Source organism: Mesorhizobium sp. M0663 (assembly GCF_040320585.1).
GTDB lineage: Bacteria > Pseudomonadota > Alphaproteobacteria > Rhizobiales > Rhizobiaceae > Mesorhizobium.
On record NZ_JAMYPX010000025.1, the window covers coordinates 47,010 to 65,780 of the forward strand.

Consider the following 18,771-nt stretch of genomic DNA (forward strand, 5'->3'; position numbering starts at 1 on the left):
AATTGAAGGAGCGCCGTTGATGGCCGCGAGCTCACCGGTCTAGTCTAGAGACCGACCAGCCGCTTGAGATCGGCGGGCGATGCGCCCGCCTTACGCTGGGCGGCAAGGCCGGTATCGCCAAGGCTCTTCGACAGTTTTCGTCCGTCCGGGCCGAGGATCAGGCGATGGTGAAAATAGGCCGGCTGCGGCAGGCCAAGCAGTTGCTGAAGCAGCCGCTGCACGCTGGTCGCGGAATAAAGGTCCTGGCCGCGCACGACATGGCTGACGCCCTGCAGCGCGTCGTCCATGGTGACGGCGAGGTGATAACTGGTCGGGATTTCGCGGCGCGCCACGACCACGTCGCCCCAATCCTGCGGATGGGCTTCGATACGACGCGTCGCGGAGAGCGTCTCGTCCGTGTGTTCGGCCCATGACAGGTCCTTGCCGGCGCGCGCTATTGCCGCATCGACGTCCAGCCGCCAGGCAAATGGCACATTTTCGGCGACGCGCCGCTTGCGTTCGCTCGCCGTCAACGCCTTGTCGGCGGCGGGATAGAGTGGCACGCCGTCCGGGTCGCGCGGCCAGTCGCGGCCACCCTTCTCGCTGTCGGCGATAAAGGCGCGGATCTCACTTCTGCTCATGAAGGCCGGGTAGACAAGTTCTTCCTTGATCAGCCGCTCGAGCATCGCCCGATATTCGGCAAAATGCTCGGACTGGCGGCGCACCGGTTCCTCCCAGCCAAGCCCCAGCCATTTCAGGTCGCGAAAAATGCCTGCCTCGAATTCCGGCGTGCAGCGCGTCGTGTCGATATCCTCGACGCGCAGCAGCAGGCGTCCGCCCGCCGCCTTTGCCAATTTCTGATTGAGCAGCGCCGAATAGGCATGGCCGAGATGCAGTTCGCCGTTCGGGCTCGGCGCGAAGCGGAATGTCAGCAGTGTCATTGTCCGGCGGCAATCGGGTTGTGCGGCGCTTTCGCCAATTGCTACTTTGCGCCGGTGGCGTCGTGCGTCCAGAGGGACACGTGACGAAGCGTGCGGCACTTTTGATTTTGGAACAAGCAGACATGCAACGCATCGCCAGTCTCGACGACATTGCGCAAGGGCTGGATAGGCTATGCTTACTCGACCCACGCCTGGAAAAAGTGCGCGGCATGGCCGGCGAGGTGCCGCTCCGGCTGTCGGAGCCGGGATTCAGGAGCCTTGCCTCGATCGTCGTTTCACAACAAGTGTCCCGCGCGAGCGCCGATGCCATCTTCGGCCGGCTGACGAGACTGCTCGATCCGCTGACGCCGCAGGCGATACTTGCCGCCGACGAGGCGATCTTTCGCGAGGCCGGGCTGTCGCGGCCCAAGCAGCGGGGCCTGGTTGCCGTCGCCCGGGCGCTGGCCGAGGGACTCGACCTCGATCACCTGTGCCGGCTCGATGCAAGCGAGGCGATCGCGGCCATGACCAAGGTGCCGGGGATCGGCTCGTGGACGGCTGAAGTCTACCTTTTGTTTGCCGCCGGACATCCAGATATCTTTCCGGCGCGCGACGTAGCATTGCAGAGCGCGGTCGGCCATGCGCTCGGCATCGACCCGCGTCCGCCGGAGAAAATGCTGATCCGGCTTGCCGAATCATGGAGCCCGTGGCGCGGTGTCGCATCGCGGCTTTTCTGGGCTTATTATCGCGAATTGAAGGGCAGGGATGCCGCGCCTCCGGCCTGAATCCGCAAAAAAGCATTGAAATCATGCGTTTTTGAGACCCGGCATGATCGACAATCCGCTTCACATCCCTGTCATGTCGGGCTTACAGTATCCGCGTCGACCGGTTCTAGGGTGAAGGAGGTCAACGACGTGACGGTTGCCGTATCTCCGGATGGGCTTCCAGCGCTGGTGCTGAATGCGGATTACCGTCCGCTCAGCTATTACCCCCTGTCGCTCTGGTCCTGGCAGGATGCCATCAAGGCGGTGTTCCTCGAGAGGGTGAACATCGTCGCCGAATACGAACACGCCGTCTCTTCACCGACCTTTTCGATGAAGCTGCCGAGCGTCGTCAGCCTGAAGGCTTACGTGAAGCCGTCGAGGCATCCGGCGTTTACCCGTTTCAACGTCTTCCTGCGTGACCGTTTCCAATGCCAATATTGCGGCACGCCGGACGATCTGACGTTCGACCATGTCATTCCTCGCCATCGCGGCGGCGCCACGACCTGGGAGAATGTCGTCGCTGCCTGCTCGCCCTGCAATCTGAGGAAGGGCGGCATGATGCCGGCCCACGCCAAGATGTGGCCGCTGCAGAAGCCCTACCAGCCGACGGTGCATGATTTGCATAATAACGGCCGGCTGTTCCCGCCCAACCATCTACACGAAAGCTGGATGGATTATCTGTACTGGGATGTCGAACTCGAGCCGTGAGATCATCCGATAATTCGGGAGGCTGGCCGTCTGAAGCGATTGTCTGCGCTTCCGATGCTCACGGACCAATGTCCGCTCCGCTTCGGTTCTCGACAATCACTCCACCCGACTCAGCCTGCCGAATTCTTGGATGATCTCGTGTCGCGCTAAATCAGTCGCGGGCAAAGGCGCCGCGGAAGGCGACGACTGCCAGGACAAAGCTGGCGATGGCGTTCCAGCCGGCCAGCGACAGGCCGAGGATGCGGAGCGCCGCCTTGTCGCAGGAGGGCGGGACGAATTTGTCGAGCGCATCGAGCACGCCCTTGCCGCCGGTGTCCACCGGCCCGGCGGCTGCGGTGCAATCGGTCGGGCCTGGCCACCACGCCCATTCGACGCCGGAGTGATAAACGCCGAGATAGACGCCGTAGAGCATCAGCAGGCCGCCAACAGCCAGCAGGCCACGGCTTACCCAGGCTGGCGCGTGAAGAGCCGACGCAAGCACCGCCAGCAGCATCAAGGGCACGCCGACGTAGTAAGGCGTGCGCTGCTCGAGGCAGAGCTTGCAGGGGATATAGCCGCCGAGATACTGGAAGGCCAGCGCCGAGCCGACCGTGGCGGCCATGGCGACAGCGAGAAACAGGGCGGTGCGCAGCCGCTGGCGTCCGGTATCGGCATTCACGGTCGCTGTCATCGGACTCAGTCCATTCGGTTCGATGTCGTTCAGACGGCGTATTTGACGACGATATAGAGCAAAATCAGGGCAGCGGCGGCGGCGCCTGCAATCTGGCCAAGGCGCTTTTCGATGAAGTGGCGGATCGGCTCGCCATAGCGGCGCAAGAGCCAGGCGAGAAACAGGAAGCGAGCACCGCGCGCCACGATTGCCAGCACGATGAACAGCAGCAAAGGAACACCGATGACGCCCGACAGGATCGTCACAACCTTGATCGGCGGCAGATGGGCGAGGCCGGAGGTGACCAGCATCAGGATGATGAAGCCGACACCCGATGAGACGCGCATCGCTTCGAACTCGTCATATTTGCCATAAAATTCGAGGATCGGCCGCGCCACCGCATCATAGGCATAATGGCCGATGAACCAGCCGGCGATGCCGCCCAGCACCGAGGCGACGGTGGCGACCAGCGCGTAACGATAGGCGCGATCCGGCCGTGACAGCGCCATCGGCAGATAGAGGACGTCGGCCGGCACCAGGAACACCGAGCTCTCGACGAAGGCGATGAAGGCCAGCCACCATTCGGCGGATTTGCTCGCCGCCAGCGACAAGGTCCAGTCGTAAAGTCCGCGAAGCATCGGCACTCCTAATGCACGCCCAAACCAGAAGCGGTCTTGGGATCACGACATGTACAAACAAGACTTGGAAGCGCCCCGCATCAACCTCGTCGGACAAGGTGCGCTTCAATGACATGCGCCGCCTGTCTAGAAAGATTTTCCGCGCTGCACAATGGCAGCTGCTTCACGAAATCGAAAGGCTGAGGCTTGAGCGAGCCCAGATGTCGGGATTTGGCCAGTTGACGAGCAAGCCATGGCGTCGAACACTTGCCCGCTGAAGTGCGTCAAGGCAGTTTCCAATTACATCGTGGGTTTTCCGGTCGAACACGATCCGTGTTTAAATACCGGCGATTCCTGTCGCATCCTCTCTCCCTGCTTCGCCCTTTGCGCCGCCATGTCGTTGTCTGATTTCATTTATCGCCCCTTTGAGAAGCTCATCCGTCCGCTGGATATTCCACCCGCGCCGCTGCCTGCGAGCGGGCCGTTTGCACTGCTCCTGCATTTTGCGCGGATGTTCCGCGGCACCCTTGCGGCCATTACCGTCCTGATGATGGCGGTCGAGGGGATCAACCTTGCGACGATTTGGGGGGCCTCGTTCGTCGTCGATGGGGTGAGCGCGAAGGGCGCGGCGGTTTTCCTGCAGGAGGACTGGCCGACGCTGGTCGTGCTCGGCGTGCTGGTTTTCCCCGTGCTGCCGTTGCTCATCTTCGTGGGCAATGCGCTGAACTCGCAGACGGTGGCCGTATGCATGCCGGCGGCGATGCAGTGGCAGGGCCACAAGGCGGTGGAACGTCAGGATCTTGCCTTCTTCCACGACCTCTTCGCAGGTCAGGTGGCGTCGCGCATTTCGCAAGTCGCATCCGCCGTGCAGCAGCAGATCGTCGTGGCCTTCTACAGAATACCGCTGTTTCTGGTGCAACTCGTCGGGTCGCTCGTTCTGCTTGGCGCGTTGTCCTGGCCGCTGGCGCTTCCGGTTTTCCTCTGGATCTCCGCCAACATCGCCATTGCGGTGGTGGCGGTACCCCAATATTCCGAGCGGTCGCGCCGCTCGGCGCGGGGGCGAAGCCTCGTGGTCGGCGCCATGACCGACCTCTACAGCAACATTCAGATGGTCAAGCTGTTTGCGGCGGAAGACAGCGAGGCGGGCGCGATGCGGACCGTGATGGAAAACGCCATCGAGACCCAGCAGCGCGAAAGGCGCATCTATCTGACGACCGATATGGGCGTCGTCCTGCTCAACGTTGCCCTCTTTCTCACCAACGTTGCCATAGGGCTCTGGGGATTTGTCGCCGGCTTCGTCACGGTTGGTCAGTTCGCCGCTTCGATCGCCATCGTGCAGCGGCTCAATGCCAACTCCCGTGCCTTCCTGCAGATGGGCCAGCAGATTTTCCAGGCGGTGGGCACGATCCGCGACGCAATGCCGGTCGTGACGACGCCGCCGACCATAAAAGACGCGCCGAACGCCAAGCCGCTCGACGTCACGGCCGGCGAAGTCGAGTTCAAGAACATCCAGTTCGAATACCGCGAGGGGCAACGGGTGATCGAAGACCTGTCTCTCACCGTGCGCGCCGGCGAGAAGGTCGGGCTCGTCGGCCTCTCCGGGGCCGGCAAGTCGACCCTTGTCAGCCTGCTCCTGAGGTTCTTCGAGCTGAAGGGCGGCGCGATCCTGATCGATGGGCAGGATCTCCGCAGCGTGACCCAGGCCAGCCTTCGGGAGAGCATCGGCGTCGTCACCCAGGACGTCTCACTGCTGCATCGCTCCGTCGGCGACAACATCCGTTATGGCCGGCCCGATGCCCCGCCGGAGGCGTTGGAGCGCGCCGCGATGCTGGCCGAGGCCGACGGCTTCATCGCCGATCTCAGAGATGGCGAAGGCCGCACCGGCTACGACGCTTTCGTCGGCGACCGCGGGGTGAAACTTTCCGGCGGCCAGCGTCAGCGCGTCGCGATCGCCCGGGTGTTGCTCAAGGACGCGCCAATCCTGGTTCTCGATGAGGCGACGTCCGCATTGGACAGCGAGGCCGAGGCGGCGGTCCAGGACAAGCTCGCTCTTCTGATGGAAGGCAAAACTGTGATCGCCATCGCCCATCGCCTGTCGACGATTGCCAGGATGGACCGGATCGTCGTCCTCGACAAAGGCCGCATCGTCGAGGAGGGAAAACCATCGGCGCTGCTGGAGCGCGACGGGCTCTATGCCCGACTGTGGAAGCTTCAGACCGGCGGCTATATTGCCGACGCCCTCGAGGAGATGTGAGCCGCCCTCGGTGATGATGTTTTTGCTCATGGCCGGCTCGATACATTCTGCTTTCACTCCGGAAACCGGACTTGGCTGAACTCGTTTCCACCATAACGTTCGGAAGCCGATCCCAACTTCATCGATCATGAGCGAAGCCATAATCCCGAACTCCCGTGCCGCCATTCTCGAGCGGCGATCTGCCGGCGCGCTGACATGGTCCGGCCCCGCCCTGATGTTGTTCGCGCGGTCGGCTTTCGCTGTTGCCGCGCAGGGCCTGGTTGCGGCCGTGTACGCTGCGCACGGTTCGGCGACGCCCTGGCGCGACGCAGGGGCTTGGCTGCCGGTATACGGCAGCTTGATCGACGCGGGCTGCCTTGGACTCCTTTGGTGCCTTGCGCGGCGCGAGGGCATCACGTTGCTCGATTTGGTCGGTTTCGATCGCAACCGCTTGGGGCGCGATCTGTTGTTGGGCGTTGCGCTCATCCTCCCGAGCCTCGTTTTCATCTACGTTGGGATCACCGCCAGCAGCCTGTTGGTCTATGGCAACCCTGACGCACCGCAAATATACGGACCTTTGCCGCTCTTGCCTGCGCTCTACGGGGTGCTGATCTTTCCGTTGGTCTGGGGCATTACGGAGCAGACCACCTATAACGGCTATCTTCTGCCGCGTTTCCAAGTCTTGTCGGGAAGCACGGGATTTGCCGTTGCCGTCGTAGCGTTTTCCTGGTCGTTTCAGCATGCGGTGATGCCGCTGACGTTCGACCCGCATTTCATGCTCTACCGGCTCTTGGCACCCATCGCGCATTCGACATTCATCACCCTCGTGTACCTGCGCGTGCGCCGCATCCTGCCGCTGGCGACGGCGCATTGGCTCATGGATGGGGCGTCGGTATTCATCGGCATTCTGTGGCCGCTGTTGCGGTAGAAGGGTTCAAACGGGACGAGATGCCCGCTATCGATCGAAGCGCCGTATCACGAAAACCGAAAGGCTGGGCTCGAGCTAGATGGGATCTCGGGAATTGGCCAGTTGACGAACAGGCCTCCAACCGTATAGTCCGCGCCCATCCAGGCCGCCCGGCCTGAGCCCCTATGGCGGAATTGGTAGACGCGCTCGACTCAAAAAGTGGTTTGTCTACCATGCGACGGAGTGTCGCGAGATGCCGAACCGGCAGAAAAATCAAGGCCTTACTAAATCAGCTCTTAGTCCCTTGAAGCCCCGCAAAGTCGTCTAGGTGCAGAATAGGAGCCGCGTCCACAACTGCTGGCGGCGCCAATGGCGTACGAATGGCGTCCTCGACCAAAGCTGTAAGGCACGACACGGCCTTCATCGCCCACCAGCCTGTCGCGCTGCTCTTTAGATCGTCGGTGGGAGAAGGCCCGGACTACGGCTTCGAGCATTTGTGGCGCAACTGCGACGTTCCCGGCTACGCTGATGGGATCGTTGGAAGTTTTCGTTTTCACGTTCATGCCGACCCAATCAGTGACCTTCACTGCCCGTGTTTGAACGGCAGCAATATTCAGCATATCGCTCAGCGAGGTCAGTCTGTCTTTCCCAAGAGCTGACGCACTGCTCTGCTCGGATAGACACACCGTCCTGAACTCCCGATCAGTGGCGCCGTCTCGACTATGATGTACGTGCCGACTAGCCGCAGTCGGTGGAGAGATGTGACGCATGGTTTGAGCATAGCGGGGACGGTTTGCTGCGCGAGGAGATGGCGCCGACAGCACTGCCTAAACTTGCGCGAAAGCCGAACGCTAACCCGTCAGCTTCGTTTTCGTCGCTCCGCTCCAAGGACGCGCCGCTGATCCTGAACTGCTCGAGAAGCGCCCGTCGGAAGCTAGAAAGACTGGCGGTCGAATTGATGAGCATCTACTCCCAAGCTATAGGCGAGCCCAATCGCGGGAACGGCATTAGCATTATTCGCGGGAACGGCATTAGCCTTAGAAGCATCGGCCTGCTGCAATTTGAGCTTCAGGCCGGCCGTCTAGTTATAGTTAGATGTATTTTTTTGGCTTGGTTAGCCAAGTCATGACTGGCAAACCTCCGCCTATAGCGTTGATTTCATTGATTTACAGTGGGCTCTCGATGACTGCCGATCGAACTCCGGCGTGAAAGGATTCGAACTGCCCTCCCGTCTTACTTGAAGACTTCAGGGAGGGCTCATGACCCTATCTAGATACACTTGGAATATCATCATAGCACCGGGTGCTCTGAACGGCGCCGCCATGTCCAGCTGTCGGCTAGCTGACGAAACATGGCCTCTTAAGTCGCTTAATATGCGGTCTGGAACAGGCAGAGACAAACGCATCCACTAGTGCCGGGATCAAGCCACAGTGATCTCGACAACGGATCATCACATAAACTGTGCTGTGCACCTCGTCCGAATGCCGGGGAGGGGGCGTTGCTTATGCCGAAGAAATCGCCGGTTGGGGTTTCGGAGCGCGCACATCCTTCTTAGCATCCCCAAGACGTCGATGAAAATCGAGGAACACTGCGTTCGTCCATCCGAATCCGCCGACGGAACCGTAACGATCATCGACCGGTGGGGCGCCAACCTCAACGACGTTGTACTTTTCCCACATAGCCCCAGTTTTCTCGAAGCTAAGGACACAGGTGTCCCACCAGGTGCGCATGATCAGCATCGCCTCCTCGCGAAAGCCGTAGCGTTCAAGGCCGGCTACAACGATCCACTGCAAGGGAGCCCATCCGTTTGGCCATGCCCATTGATGCCCATCTCGGGCAGCGAGCGAAGTTACCAATCCGCCGGGCTGCGAGAATTTCGGCAACCACTCACCCACCATTCGGTCAGCTTCAGATTGCGAGGCGAGGCCTGACCACAGAGGAAAGAATGCAGCCAGTGTTGCTACGCCATCGCGTTCGCCGGCGACGTAATCGAAATCAAAAAAGAGGCCAGCTGTTTCGTCCCACATCAGATCGCGCACAGACGCGGCCCGTGCGTCAGCGGCCGATCTCCACGCGTTGGCGCTCTCGTCATCGCCCAAGCGGCGAGATGCCCACTCAAGGTCGATTTCGCGTAAATACAGGACAGAGTTAAGACAAATCGGAAGGTGATCGAGCCACCTATTCTGACAGCGCGTCGAGCGATCCCAGCCGCTCTCAAAGCTCGCGAGTTCGTCAGTGTAGTTCGCGTCGAAGTAGCGCGACAGTCCAGCATGAACACGCCTGATGTGTGGATGAATTTCGCCAAGCCAAACATTTCGATGTTCGAGAGCTGCGAGGCTCATAGCTTCAGCAAGGAAAGCGCAGGCATCCGGATCGCCACGAGCCTCCTTCGTTTCGAAGGCAAGGCGAAACATGGCAGTCGAAAGAGGCGGTTGGCTGCGCGAAAGGAAATATAGACGGCTCGCATTGGGGATCATGCCAAAGCGACGCAGCATTGCGACCATATTCTCGGCCATGTCGACGATAAGCTGCTCGCGAGGAGTGCCACTCAAACCAACAGCCGTGAAATAGCTGTCCCAGTAAAACATCTCCTGAAAAATTGGGTCCTCGGCCGACGCCATGTAAGGTCGGGGGAGCCCAATCAGCGTGCCTTGGTCAACGGGCACGTTACGGACAATCCGTGGCCAATAGGCCTCGATGTAGTCAAGAATTTCCATGCTGCTACTCTTTTTCATTGTCTGCGTCTTGTGGCGGCGATATTGCGTTCGCTCACTCCGCGGTCCATCCGCCATCGACAACCAGTGAGGTTCCTGTGACCAGTGCCGAGGCATCGGAGGCCAGATAAACTGCCGCGCCCATCAGATCCTCCACACGCCCCAGGCGGCCGAGCCTGATCTTCGCAAGGACGGATTGTGCAAAGACCGGATCCTGCAGGAACGGTCGCGTCATGGGCGTCTCGATGAATGTGGGCGCGATCGTGTTGACGCGGATGCCCTTCGGGCCGAGTTCCACGGCCATCGCCTTCGTCAGACCCTCGACTGCATGTTTTGAGGAACAATAGAGTGTCCGGTTTGCCGCGCCGACATGGCCCATCTGCGAGGACATGAAAATGATTGATCCCCGGATCGCGTCCTCGGCCATGCGCTTCGCGACAGTCTGGGAGACGAAGAACGAGGCCTTCAGATTGAGATCGAGTACCGCGTGGTAGTCGTCCTCCGTCACGTCGGCGATCGGTTTGGGCCGGTTGGTGCCGGCATTGCTGACAAGAATGTGGAAGGCGGGCTGGGCCGCCAGGATTTCGCGCACCCCGGCGACGTCGGTCACGTCCAGGGTCAGTGGGGCGGCCCGGCCGCCGCGAGCCCTGATAGCGGTCGCAACGGTCTCCACCTCCGAGGTGGTGCGGGCGGCAAGAATGACCTCGGCACCTGCCTCCGCGAGAGCAGAAGCCAGTGCTGCCCCGATCCCCCGCCCGGCGCCAGTCACCAGCGCCCGCCGTCCGTCAAGACGGAATGACGGCGTTGCCGGCAAGCTTGTGGGCGCGGCGTCAACCATCATTCGGCGGCGTGTGCGTAAGGGACGTTGCGGCCGCCGTAACGCCGCACGCGGATGTTGGCCTGCTCGGCATGGCCGAGGAAACCCTCGAGTACGCACAGCCGCGAGCAGTATTCGCCGATCATCGCCGATGCTTCGTCGGTCAGGATACGCTGGTAGGTGCAGGTCTTCATGAATTTGCCGACCCACAAGCCGCCGGTGAAACGGGCGTTGCCGAGCGTCGGCAAAGTGTGGTTGGTGCCGATGACCTTGTCGCCGTAGGCAACATTGGTGCGCGGTCCGAGGAAGAGCGCACCGTAGTTGGTCATGTTGGCGAGGAAGTACTCGGGATCGCGGGTCATCACCTGGACGTGTTCGGACGCAATCCGGTCGGCTTCCGCCACCATCTCCTCTTCGGTGTCGCAGACGATGACCTGACCGTAGTCGGCCCAGGCCTGGCGGGCGATCGTCGCGGTTGGGAGGATTTCGAGGAGCCGCTCGACCTCGGTGACAGTGTCGTGAGCCAGACGTTCGGAACTAGTGAGCAGGATCGCCGGCGAATTGGGGCCGTGCTCGGCCTGACCGAGAAGGTCCGTGGCACAGAGCTCCGCATCAACCGTCTCATCGGCAATAACCAATGTCTCTGTTGGCCCGGCGAGCAAGTCGATGCCGACGCGTCCGAACAGTTGACGCTTTGCTTCGGCCACATACGCATTGCCCGGCCCGACCAGGAAATCGACCGGACTCATAGTGTCGGTGCCAATCGCCATCGCGCCGATCGCCTGAATTCCACCGAGCACGTAGATTTCGTCGGCACCGGCAAGCGCCATTGCAGCGATGACAGCAGGTGCGGGTTTGCCATGGAAGGGCGGGGTCATGGCCACGACGCGCTTCACGCCTGCGACCTTGGCTGTGATGACACTCATATGGGCAGAAGCCACCAATGGGTACTTGCCGCCGGGCACATAGCAGCCGACCGAGCTCATCGGAATGTTCTTATGTCCCAGTACTACGCCAGGGAGAGTTTCGACCTCGACGTCACGAAGCGCATCTTTCTGGATCTGCGCGAAGCGCCGGATCTGGGCTTGTGCGAAGCGGATGTCATCGAGGTCGCGTGGTGCCACCGCGGCGATGCATTCGTCGATCTCAGCTTGTGACAGGCGGAAATTGTCAGGTGCCCATTTGTCGAACGTTTCTGAATAGTGGCGCACTGCTTCGTCGCCGCGTTGCTCGACGGCCGCCAGCACGGATTCCACCGCCGCCTTGACAGAGGCATGGTCATTGACTTTCTGAACCGATGAACGGCCTTCCTTCAGGACACGGATCATTGCAGCACCTCGTTTCAGAAGCCGACGGAGCGGAGATAGGCGAGACTGGCCCGCGCATCGTCCGCGGGATTGAGCGAAATGGTCGGATCAATGTCCTGTTCCACCGTCGCGGCCCCGTCATAACCGGTTTCCCGCAATGCGGTTGCCAGTCCGGCCCAGTCGACAACGCCCTTGCCCAGCGGGCAGAAAACCTTCTGCTCGATAGCGGTGAGAAACGGAATGCGATCTGCAAGCACGCGTTTGTGGACAACAGGATCGATGTCCTTGAAGTGGAAGTAGCGTACGCGACGCGCATGCCGGCGGTAGAAAGCGACAGGATCGATGCCCGCATATGCCATATGGCCGGTATCTATGCAGATACCGACCCGGCTCGGATCCAGCCTGTCCAGAGCGGTCTCGATTTCGTCCTCGAATTCGATATAGCAGCCAGCATGCTGGTGGATGACTGGCATGACCCCGTGTGCGAGCGCGAGGTCGGCGATGCGATCGATCAGCCCGACAAGATGGTTGAGGCGCTGCGCACCGATTGGCTGAGCGAGGTCACGTCGCCCGGCTGTATTCATCCGTTCCGGCGAGATGTGGTCGATCGTGACGAGGTACTTTCCGCCGGCCGCCGCAAGCAGTCGCGCCGTGCGGTCGGCAACATCCAGCACTGATTCAGCCTTCTCCGGGCTATGCAGATCCTGGAACACAAATCCGGCAATCACTGTAAGGCTACGGCGATCAAACTCAGGCCGCAGAACCCCCGGATCTGTCGGATAGTAGCCGTAGGGACCGAGTTCGGTGTAAGCGTAACCGGCCGCGCTGATCTCATCCATCACACGCGGCCAAGCCGGGTTTTTGGGATCGTCGGCGTAGTCGACCCCCCAAGACACGGGCGCATTGGCAAGTTTGACGAGCATACTGGATATCCCTTGGGCTATGCATCATGTGTCGCCCCGATCTCTGCGGAGCGACACCTCCCATAAATCATGTTTTGCATAGCAATGCAATCCGTTCTCTTCTCGTGTTGACCGAGCGCCTTGGATGCGCCGCTCCCGAGCGCGTTCGGATACTCTACCTAACGGGTTTCGTCTGGACGGATAAGCGCAATGAAAACAATTGGTTGCTCTAAGGCTGGTTGACGCCTGGCGGCCCGCATCTTGGCTCGGCGATTAAGGCATGAGGCCAGGGCGCTGCTGATTGGCTCTATGCCTTCAGCCATGCAGGAGCGCAATAGGGTACTTTATTCCGAAAACGCGCACCCAAAAGCCTCCAGATATTCAGCGATTGGGTCGATCAAGCAAGATACATTCGACGATATATCGTTTATTTACAATGCGTTGGCGGGGAAATTGCGGTTGCTCAGCATAGCAATGCAAGATTCCTGTTGCATTGCTATGCAAATTGGCGTTTGGTGTTCGCAGCCCGTCCGTGGCGGGTGGTTTACCAGGGAGGAAGCCATGCTAAAGAATCTTATGAGAAAGCTTGCACTCGGCTTAGGCGTACTGTCGCTGTCGGGATCTACCTCGTTCGCCAGAGACCTTGGGAACGTCTATGTCGGCGTCGGGAGCGCGTCCAGCGAGTACTGGGCAGCATTTATCGAGGGGGCAAAGGCGGTCGCCGGATCGAAGGGCAAGGACGTCAATGTTATCGTCAGCGACTTCAACGGGCAGAAACTGCTGGAGCAGTTCGGGGCCGTGTTTGCGACCGGCTGCGAGGGTTGCGCGATCGCCGTCGACCCTGCGTCCAACGCCTTCACCAAAGCGATTGTGGAGCGGGCGCGAGATGCCGGCGCCAAAATCGTCAATCTCTGGAATCGCCCCGACGAGATCCATCCGTGGGATACGGCGCCGGACGCCTGGGTCGCCAACATCTCGTTCGACGGCGTCGATTCCGGCTATCGGAACGGCATGGAACTGTGCAAGGCGCTCAACGGGAAGGGCAACATCGCTGCCCTTCAGGGCATACCGGACAATCCGCCGGCCAAGCAGCGGCTCGCCGGGCTCGAAAAGGCGGTTGCCGAATGCCCGGGGCTGAAACTCCTCGATGTCCAGGTCGGAAACTGGGATCAGACCCAGGGCCAGAGCATCACGCGAGCCTGGCTTACCAAATACGGCAGCGACCTCAAGGGTATCTTCTCTGCCAATGACGGCATGGCTCTCGGCGCAGTAGCGGCGCTACGGGAACAGGGCCTTGCCGGCAAGGTTCTCGTCACGGGTTCCGACGGATCAAGCGATGTCATGCAGCTTATCAAGTCGGGTGAGATGCTCTCGACGATGTACATAGATGGCTATGTCCAAGGCGCGACGGCCACAGCACTGGCCGTTGGCGTGATCACCGGCGACATCGACCTTGCCAAACTGAAAGAAGAGCAACGCGATTTCTACCTGTCTCAGACCCTGGTCAACAAAGACAATGTCGAGGCGATCCTCAACGGCAAGCACGTTGCAGCCGACTATAGCTACGACAAGGTGAAGGCCAATTTCTGGGCGGCCTCGGTCGGTCAGATCCCCGCCGGTGCCAACAAGTAAGCTGGAACTGGTCGGTCATGACACTCACGCAAAACGCGGCCATCGAAGCCTCCCCGCACAAAGGTTCGGGGAGGCTAGCGGGCCAGCCAAAGGTCGTATCGAGGCTTCGATTTCCGCTCAAGGAACTCGGCCCGGTTGCCACACTTGCAGTTCTCGTCCTGGTCTTCTCGCTGGCAAGTGCGCAGTTTCTGTCAGCCAGCAACCTGAAGGTCGTTCTTGAATCGAGCGCGATCCCGGTTGTCCTCGTCGTGGGCCTCTCCTTCATCCTGATCCAGGGTTCCATCGACCTGTCGATCGAAGGCGTCATGGCAGCATCGAGCATGCTGGTCTCGCTGCTCATCGCCAACTCTGTGACAGGTTTCGATCTGGGCTGGTGGGCCATTCTGGCGGGTGCCTGTCTTGGCTCAGCGTTTGGCCTGGTCAATGGTCTCGTCTACACATTTCTGCGGCTGCCGTCCCTGATCGTCACACTCGCAACCTGGTTTGTCGGGCTGGGTATCGCCACCTTGCTCTTTCCGGGTAGGCAGCCACAAATTCTTGATGAACGGCTGACGCGTCTGGCACTGGACAAGAGCCTTGGCGTTTCCGCCCTGGTTTTTCTGGCGCTCGCGGTTGCGGTATTTGGCTGGCTTCTCCAGACCTACACCCAGTTCGGGCGAATGTCCTACGCCATCGGCCGCGACGAGAAGGCCACGAGGCAGTCAGGACAGCATGTCCGCTTTCACAAGGTCCTCGCTTTCGTGCTTATGGGGCTCATGTCCGGCGTTGGCGGCGTCATGATCTCCGCGCAGCTCGCGGTCGGCAATCCTGCAGCCGGTGAAGGTTTCCTGTTCCCGGCAGTCAGTGCCGCCGTGATTGGCGGAACGCTTCTCAGTGGCGGCACGGGCGGCGTGCTCCATTCCATCATCGGGGTGTTCATTCTCGAGGTTCTGCGCAACGGCATGATCCAGCTTGGGGTCGACCCCTATCTGCGCCATGTGGCTGAGGGCCTCACCATCGTCGCGGCCCTGGTGGTCGGTAACTGGAGCCTTCGTGGCCGGCTGAGGATCGTCAAATGACCCCGGTTCTCGCTGCAACAAACATTGGCAAGGCCTATCCGGGCGTGCGGGCATTGCACGATGTGAGCGTAGAGTTGCGCCAGAACGAGGTTCTTGGCCTCATTGGCCAGAATGGTTCCGGCAAGTCGACGCTTCTGAAAATCCTTTCAGGCATGGAGCAGCCGAGCACAGGGAAGATCCGCCTGCGTGGCGTTGATACCGTGGTCCGGTCGCCGCTGGCTGCGGCGAGCATGGGGATCGGGCTGGTCCACCAGGAGCAGTCGCTTATCCCCAATCTCACGGTTGCCGAGAACATCTTTTTCGACAAGCCGTCCCCGCACCGTCGCTTCGGTATCTACAACTGGAGAGGTCTCAATCGGGAAGCTGCCCGACAGCTCGCAAAGCTTGAGTGCGATATCCCTCCTGACATCAAGGTCGACACGCTGAGCTTTCCGGACCGGCAGATGGTCGAGTTCGCCAAGGTGCTTGCAATCGAGGAACTAATAGATCAGCCGCTTGTCATCCTGTTTGACGAACCAACGTCGCTGCTCAGCCCATCGGAGGTCGAAGATCTGTTTCGCCAGATCAGGCGACTACGGGCGCGCGCATCGGTCGTTTTTGTGTCTCACCGGATGGAAGAGGTCCTGGAAATCTCCGACCGCGTTCACGTCATGGTCAATGGCGAGAATGTCGCGGAAAGAACGCAGGACACCACGAGCCACGAGGAGCTCTACCATCTGATGGTCGGCTCCCGACGCTCCGACGACTACTATCAGGAGAGCGGTCGCGAGCCAGTCGAGGCGTTCGAGCCGCGGCTGGTGGTCGACGGTCTCACCGCGCCGGGCAGGTTTCGCGACGTATCTCTCTCGGTCAGGTCAGGCGAGATCGTGGCCGTCACCGGTGTGGCAGGCTCGGGTGCCGAAACCTTCTGTCGTGCCATCTTCGGCGCCGAGGACGGCGTGGTTGGCAGCGTCAAGGTCGCTGGTCAAGAACTGGGTCTATCCGCAATGCCCGATGCAGCGATTCGCGCCGGCATCGGGTATGTTCCTGCCGAGCGGAAACTTGAGGGTGTCATAGTCGGACGCACCGTCCTGGAAAACATCGTTCTCACCTTCGGCCCGCAGATGGGACGGATCGGCCTGATCAACCGGAAAAAGGAAACGGCGCGGGCGCTTTCCTGGATCAACAGGCTCAAGGTCAAGACGCCTTCACCCGTCGAATATGTCGAGCGGTTGAGCGGGGGCAACCAGCAGAAGGTTTCTCTCGCCAAATGGCTGATGTCGGATCGTCTCCAGGTGCTCATCCTCGACCACCCGACGCGTGGCCTTGATCCTGGCGCCAAGGCCGATCTCTTCGGCGTCATGAGGGAACTCGCCCGCCAGGGGCTGGCGGTTGTCTTCGTCTCGGAAACTCTCGAGGAAACGCTGGGTATGGCGGACACCGTGATCGTCATGCGTGATGGCGAAGTGTCGGCCAAATTTGAAGACCTTTGCCTGCACAAGCCAAGACCCGAACAAATTGTCGAGGCGATGGTATGAGTGGAGACAGCCCAGAAATTCGCGCTGGCCAGATTGGCGAACAGAACGCATCCATCAGGCGAATTGAAATTGCCCGCAAGCTCAGATCAATCGCTGTTCCGGCGATCGCGCTTGCCGGACTGTTCTCCACCATCGCGTGGGTCCAGCCCAAACTCCTGTCGCTGCGGGCACTTGCCGGACTGACAACAGACGCCGCGCCGCTGCTCATGCTGGTCATGGGCAGTGCTGTCGTCATCCTGCTCGGCGGTATCGACCTGTCAGTCGCGACCATGGCTTCGTTTGCAGCGGTCGCCTTCGTCATACTCAATCCGACCCTGGGGGAATTCGCTTTTGTCGCGGTGCTCGGGCTTGCCGGCCTCGTCGGCGCGCTACAGGGTTATGTTCACCACCGGGCCCAGATTCCGTCGTTTGTCGTAAGCTTCGGATCGCTGGGGATGCTCTACGGGATCACCCACTTCATCTCGAACGCTACCGCTGCCCCGTTGTCGCAACCATCGGCCATCATCTCGTTCTTCGGGAGCCGCACGGCCGGATTGCCGAACGGGGTGATTGTTGTACTCATCTCGGCCGCCATCCTCAGCGCGCTGTTCCGGTTTACCCGTCTTGGCCGCGAGATCTTTGCAGTCGGTGCTTCAGAACGAGCGGCCCTCCTGTCGGGCGTCAAAACCCTGCGCGTAAAGGTGCTGGCTTTCGCTATTTCAGCGATCTGTGCATCTGTCGCCGGCCTGCTCCTGCTCGGGCAGACCGGATACAGCTCGCCTGCAATGGCGAACAACTACCTCCTTCCGGCGATCGTTGGCGTGGTGGTTGGCGGCACTGCCATTTCGGGAGGCATAGGGGGCATTGCCTGCGCCCTGGTTGGTGGACTCATCGCCGGGCTGGTGCGAATCGGCACGGTCATCGTCGGGCTCAATCCCGCCTACCAGAACATCGTTTTCGGCGTGGTCATCGTCATTGCAGTCGCCATAACGATCGATCGCGAGAAGATTGGCATCATCAAGTAAGGCGTCGGAAACAAGGGGAACACATGCCAGGACCTAAGCGGCTGCAACTGGCACTTTTCGGCGCCGGACGGATGGGCTCGATTCACGCCGCCAACATTGCCACGCATCCTCGTGCGGTGCTCGCCGCAATCGTTGATCCGAATATCGAAGGTGCCCGCGCCCTCGCGGAAACATTTCAGTCGCGCGTGCGCTCGGCAACCGACGTGTTCGACGATCCTGCCGTCGACGCTATCGTCATTGCCAGCGCCGCCTCTACGCACTCCGAATTGATTGACCAGGCGTTGGCTCGCGGCAAGGCCGTCTTCTGCGAGAAGCCACTGGCGCGTGATCTCGACACCGTTCGTTCGCTGGTTGCCGCGGTCGAGGCGGCGGGCACACCGTTCCTGCTGGCGTTCAACCGACGCTTCGACCCGGGCTTCGCGTCGCTGGCCTCGCGACTGCGCGAGGGCAAGGCAGGAGCCCCGGAACTGGTGCTGCTCACCAGCCGCGATCCCGATCCGCCGCCGATCGACTACATCGTGGCTTCAGGCGGCATCCTTCGCGAAACCACCATTCATGACATTGACATGGCGCGATGGCTGACCGGCGAGGAACCGGATAGTGTCTATGCCGTCGGTGCGGCGCGCACGGACCCGCGGATCGCCGCGGCCGGACATGTCGACACCGTCATGGTTACGCTGACGATGCCTTCGGGGACGCTCGTTTCGATCAACAATTCCTGGCGATCTGCCTATGGCTATGATCAGCGCGCGGAGATTCATGGAGCGGGCGGTATGCTCCAGCTCGGCAATCTTTTGTCTACCCCGGTCACTGCCTGGAACGCCGACGGCGGATCATCCGACAAGCCGCAGCCCTTCTTTCTTGAACGCTACGCAGACGCCTATCGGCGAGAGCTCGACTATTTCGTGAACCGCCTGGAGGAAGGAGGCGCCATGTCGCCTGGTGCCGCAGACGGTCTGAGAGCGCTCGAGATTGCCGAGGCAGCTGAAGAGTCCATGAGGTCGGGCCTTGCGATTAAGCTCTCCTGAACCCCACGACCTTTG

The 18,771-nt window shown here is 60.7% G+C and carries 16 protein-coding genes; 9 read left to right on the forward strand and 7 right to left on the reverse strand.

Going from position 1 to position 18,771, the window contains the following annotated elements; translation table 11 throughout:
• Positions 1-44: 44 nt before the first annotated feature.
• A complete protein-coding gene (gene gluQRS, locus NKI54_RS28705; RefSeq protein ID WP_352634006.1) occupies positions 45-920 on the reverse strand; it encodes a tRNA glutamyl-Q(34) synthetase GluQRS in 876 nt (291 codons plus the stop codon).
• Between the two features lie 122 nt (positions 921-1,042).
• Here gluQRS and NKI54_RS28710 point away from each other — a divergent pair, with 122 nt between their 5' ends.
• Together NKI54_RS28710 and NKI54_RS28715 are read left to right on the forward strand one after the other, a co-directional pair.
• Positions 1,043-1,684: a DNA-3-methyladenine glycosylase family protein gene (locus tag NKI54_RS28710; RefSeq protein WP_352634004.1), complete on the forward strand. Its 642-nt coding sequence runs from the start codon at positions 1,043-1,045 to the stop codon at positions 1,682-1,684.
• 129 nt (positions 1,685-1,813) lie between these two features.
• Entirely contained in the window at positions 1,814-2,371 is a 558-nt protein-coding gene (locus tag NKI54_RS28715) for an HNH endonuclease (RefSeq protein WP_023677956.1), read from the forward strand.
• A gap of 151 nt (positions 2,372-2,522) precedes the next feature.
• Here NKI54_RS28715 and NKI54_RS28720 read toward each other — a convergent pair whose 3' ends face one another.
• Both NKI54_RS28720 and NKI54_RS28725 read right to left on the reverse strand, forming a co-directional pair.
• The gene (locus NKI54_RS28720; RefSeq protein WP_023677957.1) at positions 2,523-3,041 is read right to left on the reverse strand and encodes a disulfide bond formation protein B; all 519 of its coding nucleotides are present in this window, start codon (positions 3,039-3,041) and stop codon (positions 2,523-2,525) included.
• 29 nt (positions 3,042-3,070) lie between these two features.
• On the reverse strand, positions 3,071-3,658 hold the full coding sequence (locus NKI54_RS28725) for a YqaA family protein (protein ID WP_023677958.1): 588 nt from the start codon (positions 3,656-3,658) through the stop codon (positions 3,071-3,073).
• A gap of 373 nt (positions 3,659-4,031) precedes the next feature.
• On the opposite strand from NKI54_RS28725, the gene NKI54_RS28730 reads away from it, so the two are divergent.
• Together NKI54_RS28730 and NKI54_RS28735 are read left to right on the forward strand one after the other, a co-directional pair.
• Positions 4,032-5,891: an ABC transporter ATP-binding protein gene (locus tag NKI54_RS28730; RefSeq protein WP_352634002.1), complete on the forward strand. Its 1,860-nt coding sequence runs from the start codon at positions 4,032-4,034 to the stop codon at positions 5,889-5,891.
• Between the two features lie 214 nt (positions 5,892-6,105).
• Positions 6,106-6,798 (forward strand): CPBP family glutamic-type intramembrane protease, encoded by a 693-nt coding sequence (locus NKI54_RS28735; protein ID WP_352693006.1) that lies wholly within the window; start codon positions 6,106-6,108, stop codon positions 6,796-6,798.
• Positions 6,799-8,279: 1,481 nt separating this feature from the next.
• On the opposite strand, the gene NKI54_RS28740 is transcribed toward NKI54_RS28735, so the two are convergent.
• Genes NKI54_RS28740 through NKI54_RS28755 form a run of 4 tightly spaced genes read right to left on the reverse strand, consistent with a single transcriptional unit; the run spans position 8,280 to position 12,454 of the window.
• Entirely contained in the window at positions 8,280-9,608 is a 1,329-nt protein-coding gene (locus tag NKI54_RS28740) for a trehalase family glycosidase (protein ID WP_502898261.1), read from the reverse strand.
• A complete protein-coding gene (locus tag NKI54_RS28745) occupies positions 9,547-10,332 on the reverse strand; it encodes an SDR family NAD(P)-dependent oxidoreductase (RefSeq protein WP_352633998.1) in 786 nt (261 codons plus the stop codon). The genes NKI54_RS28740 and NKI54_RS28745 overlap by 62 nt, the downstream gene beginning before the upstream one ends.
• The gene (gene hisD, locus NKI54_RS28750; protein ID WP_352633996.1) at positions 10,329-11,636 is read right to left on the reverse strand and encodes a histidinol dehydrogenase; all 1,308 of its coding nucleotides are present in this window, start codon (positions 11,634-11,636) and stop codon (positions 10,329-10,331) included. The genes NKI54_RS28745 and hisD overlap by 4 nt, the downstream gene beginning before the upstream one ends.
• A 14-nt stretch (positions 11,637-11,650) precedes the next feature.
• Positions 11,651-12,454 carry a TIM barrel protein gene (locus tag NKI54_RS28755; protein ID WP_352693009.1) on the reverse strand — a complete coding sequence of 268 codons (804 nt, stop codon included), beginning with the start codon at positions 12,452-12,454 and terminating at the stop codon, positions 11,651-11,653.
• A gap of 624 nt (positions 12,455-13,078) precedes the next feature.
• On the opposite strand from NKI54_RS28755, the gene NKI54_RS28760 reads away from it, so the two are divergent.
• From NKI54_RS28760 to iolG, 5 genes are read left to right on the forward strand one after another with little or no spacing between them, the layout of a single operon-like run.
• A complete protein-coding gene (locus NKI54_RS28760; RefSeq protein ID WP_352633993.1) occupies positions 13,079-14,149 on the forward strand; it encodes a sugar ABC transporter substrate-binding protein in 1,071 nt (356 codons plus the stop codon).
• A gap of 17 nt (positions 14,150-14,166) precedes the next feature.
• Positions 14,167-15,207, forward strand: coding sequence for an ABC transporter permease (locus NKI54_RS28765; RefSeq protein WP_352633991.1), 1,041 nt, complete (start codon positions 14,167-14,169; stop codon positions 15,205-15,207).
• Positions 15,204-16,724, forward strand: a complete 1,521-nt coding sequence (locus NKI54_RS28770; RefSeq protein WP_352633989.1) for a sugar ABC transporter ATP-binding protein — start codon at positions 15,204-15,206, stop codon at positions 16,722-16,724. Before NKI54_RS28765 ends, NKI54_RS28770 begins: the two co-directional genes overlap by 4 nt.
• The gene (locus tag NKI54_RS28775; RefSeq protein WP_352633987.1) at positions 16,721-17,728 is read left to right on the forward strand and encodes an ABC transporter permease; all 1,008 of its coding nucleotides are present in this window, start codon (positions 16,721-16,723) and stop codon (positions 17,726-17,728) included. Before NKI54_RS28770 ends, NKI54_RS28775 begins: the two co-directional genes overlap by 4 nt.
• Before the next feature lie 23 nt (positions 17,729-17,751).
• Positions 17,752-18,756: an inositol 2-dehydrogenase gene (gene iolG / locus NKI54_RS28780; RefSeq protein ID WP_352633985.1), complete on the forward strand. Its 1,005-nt coding sequence runs from the start codon at positions 17,752-17,754 to the stop codon at positions 18,754-18,756.
• Positions 18,757-18,771 lie beyond the last annotated feature (15 nt).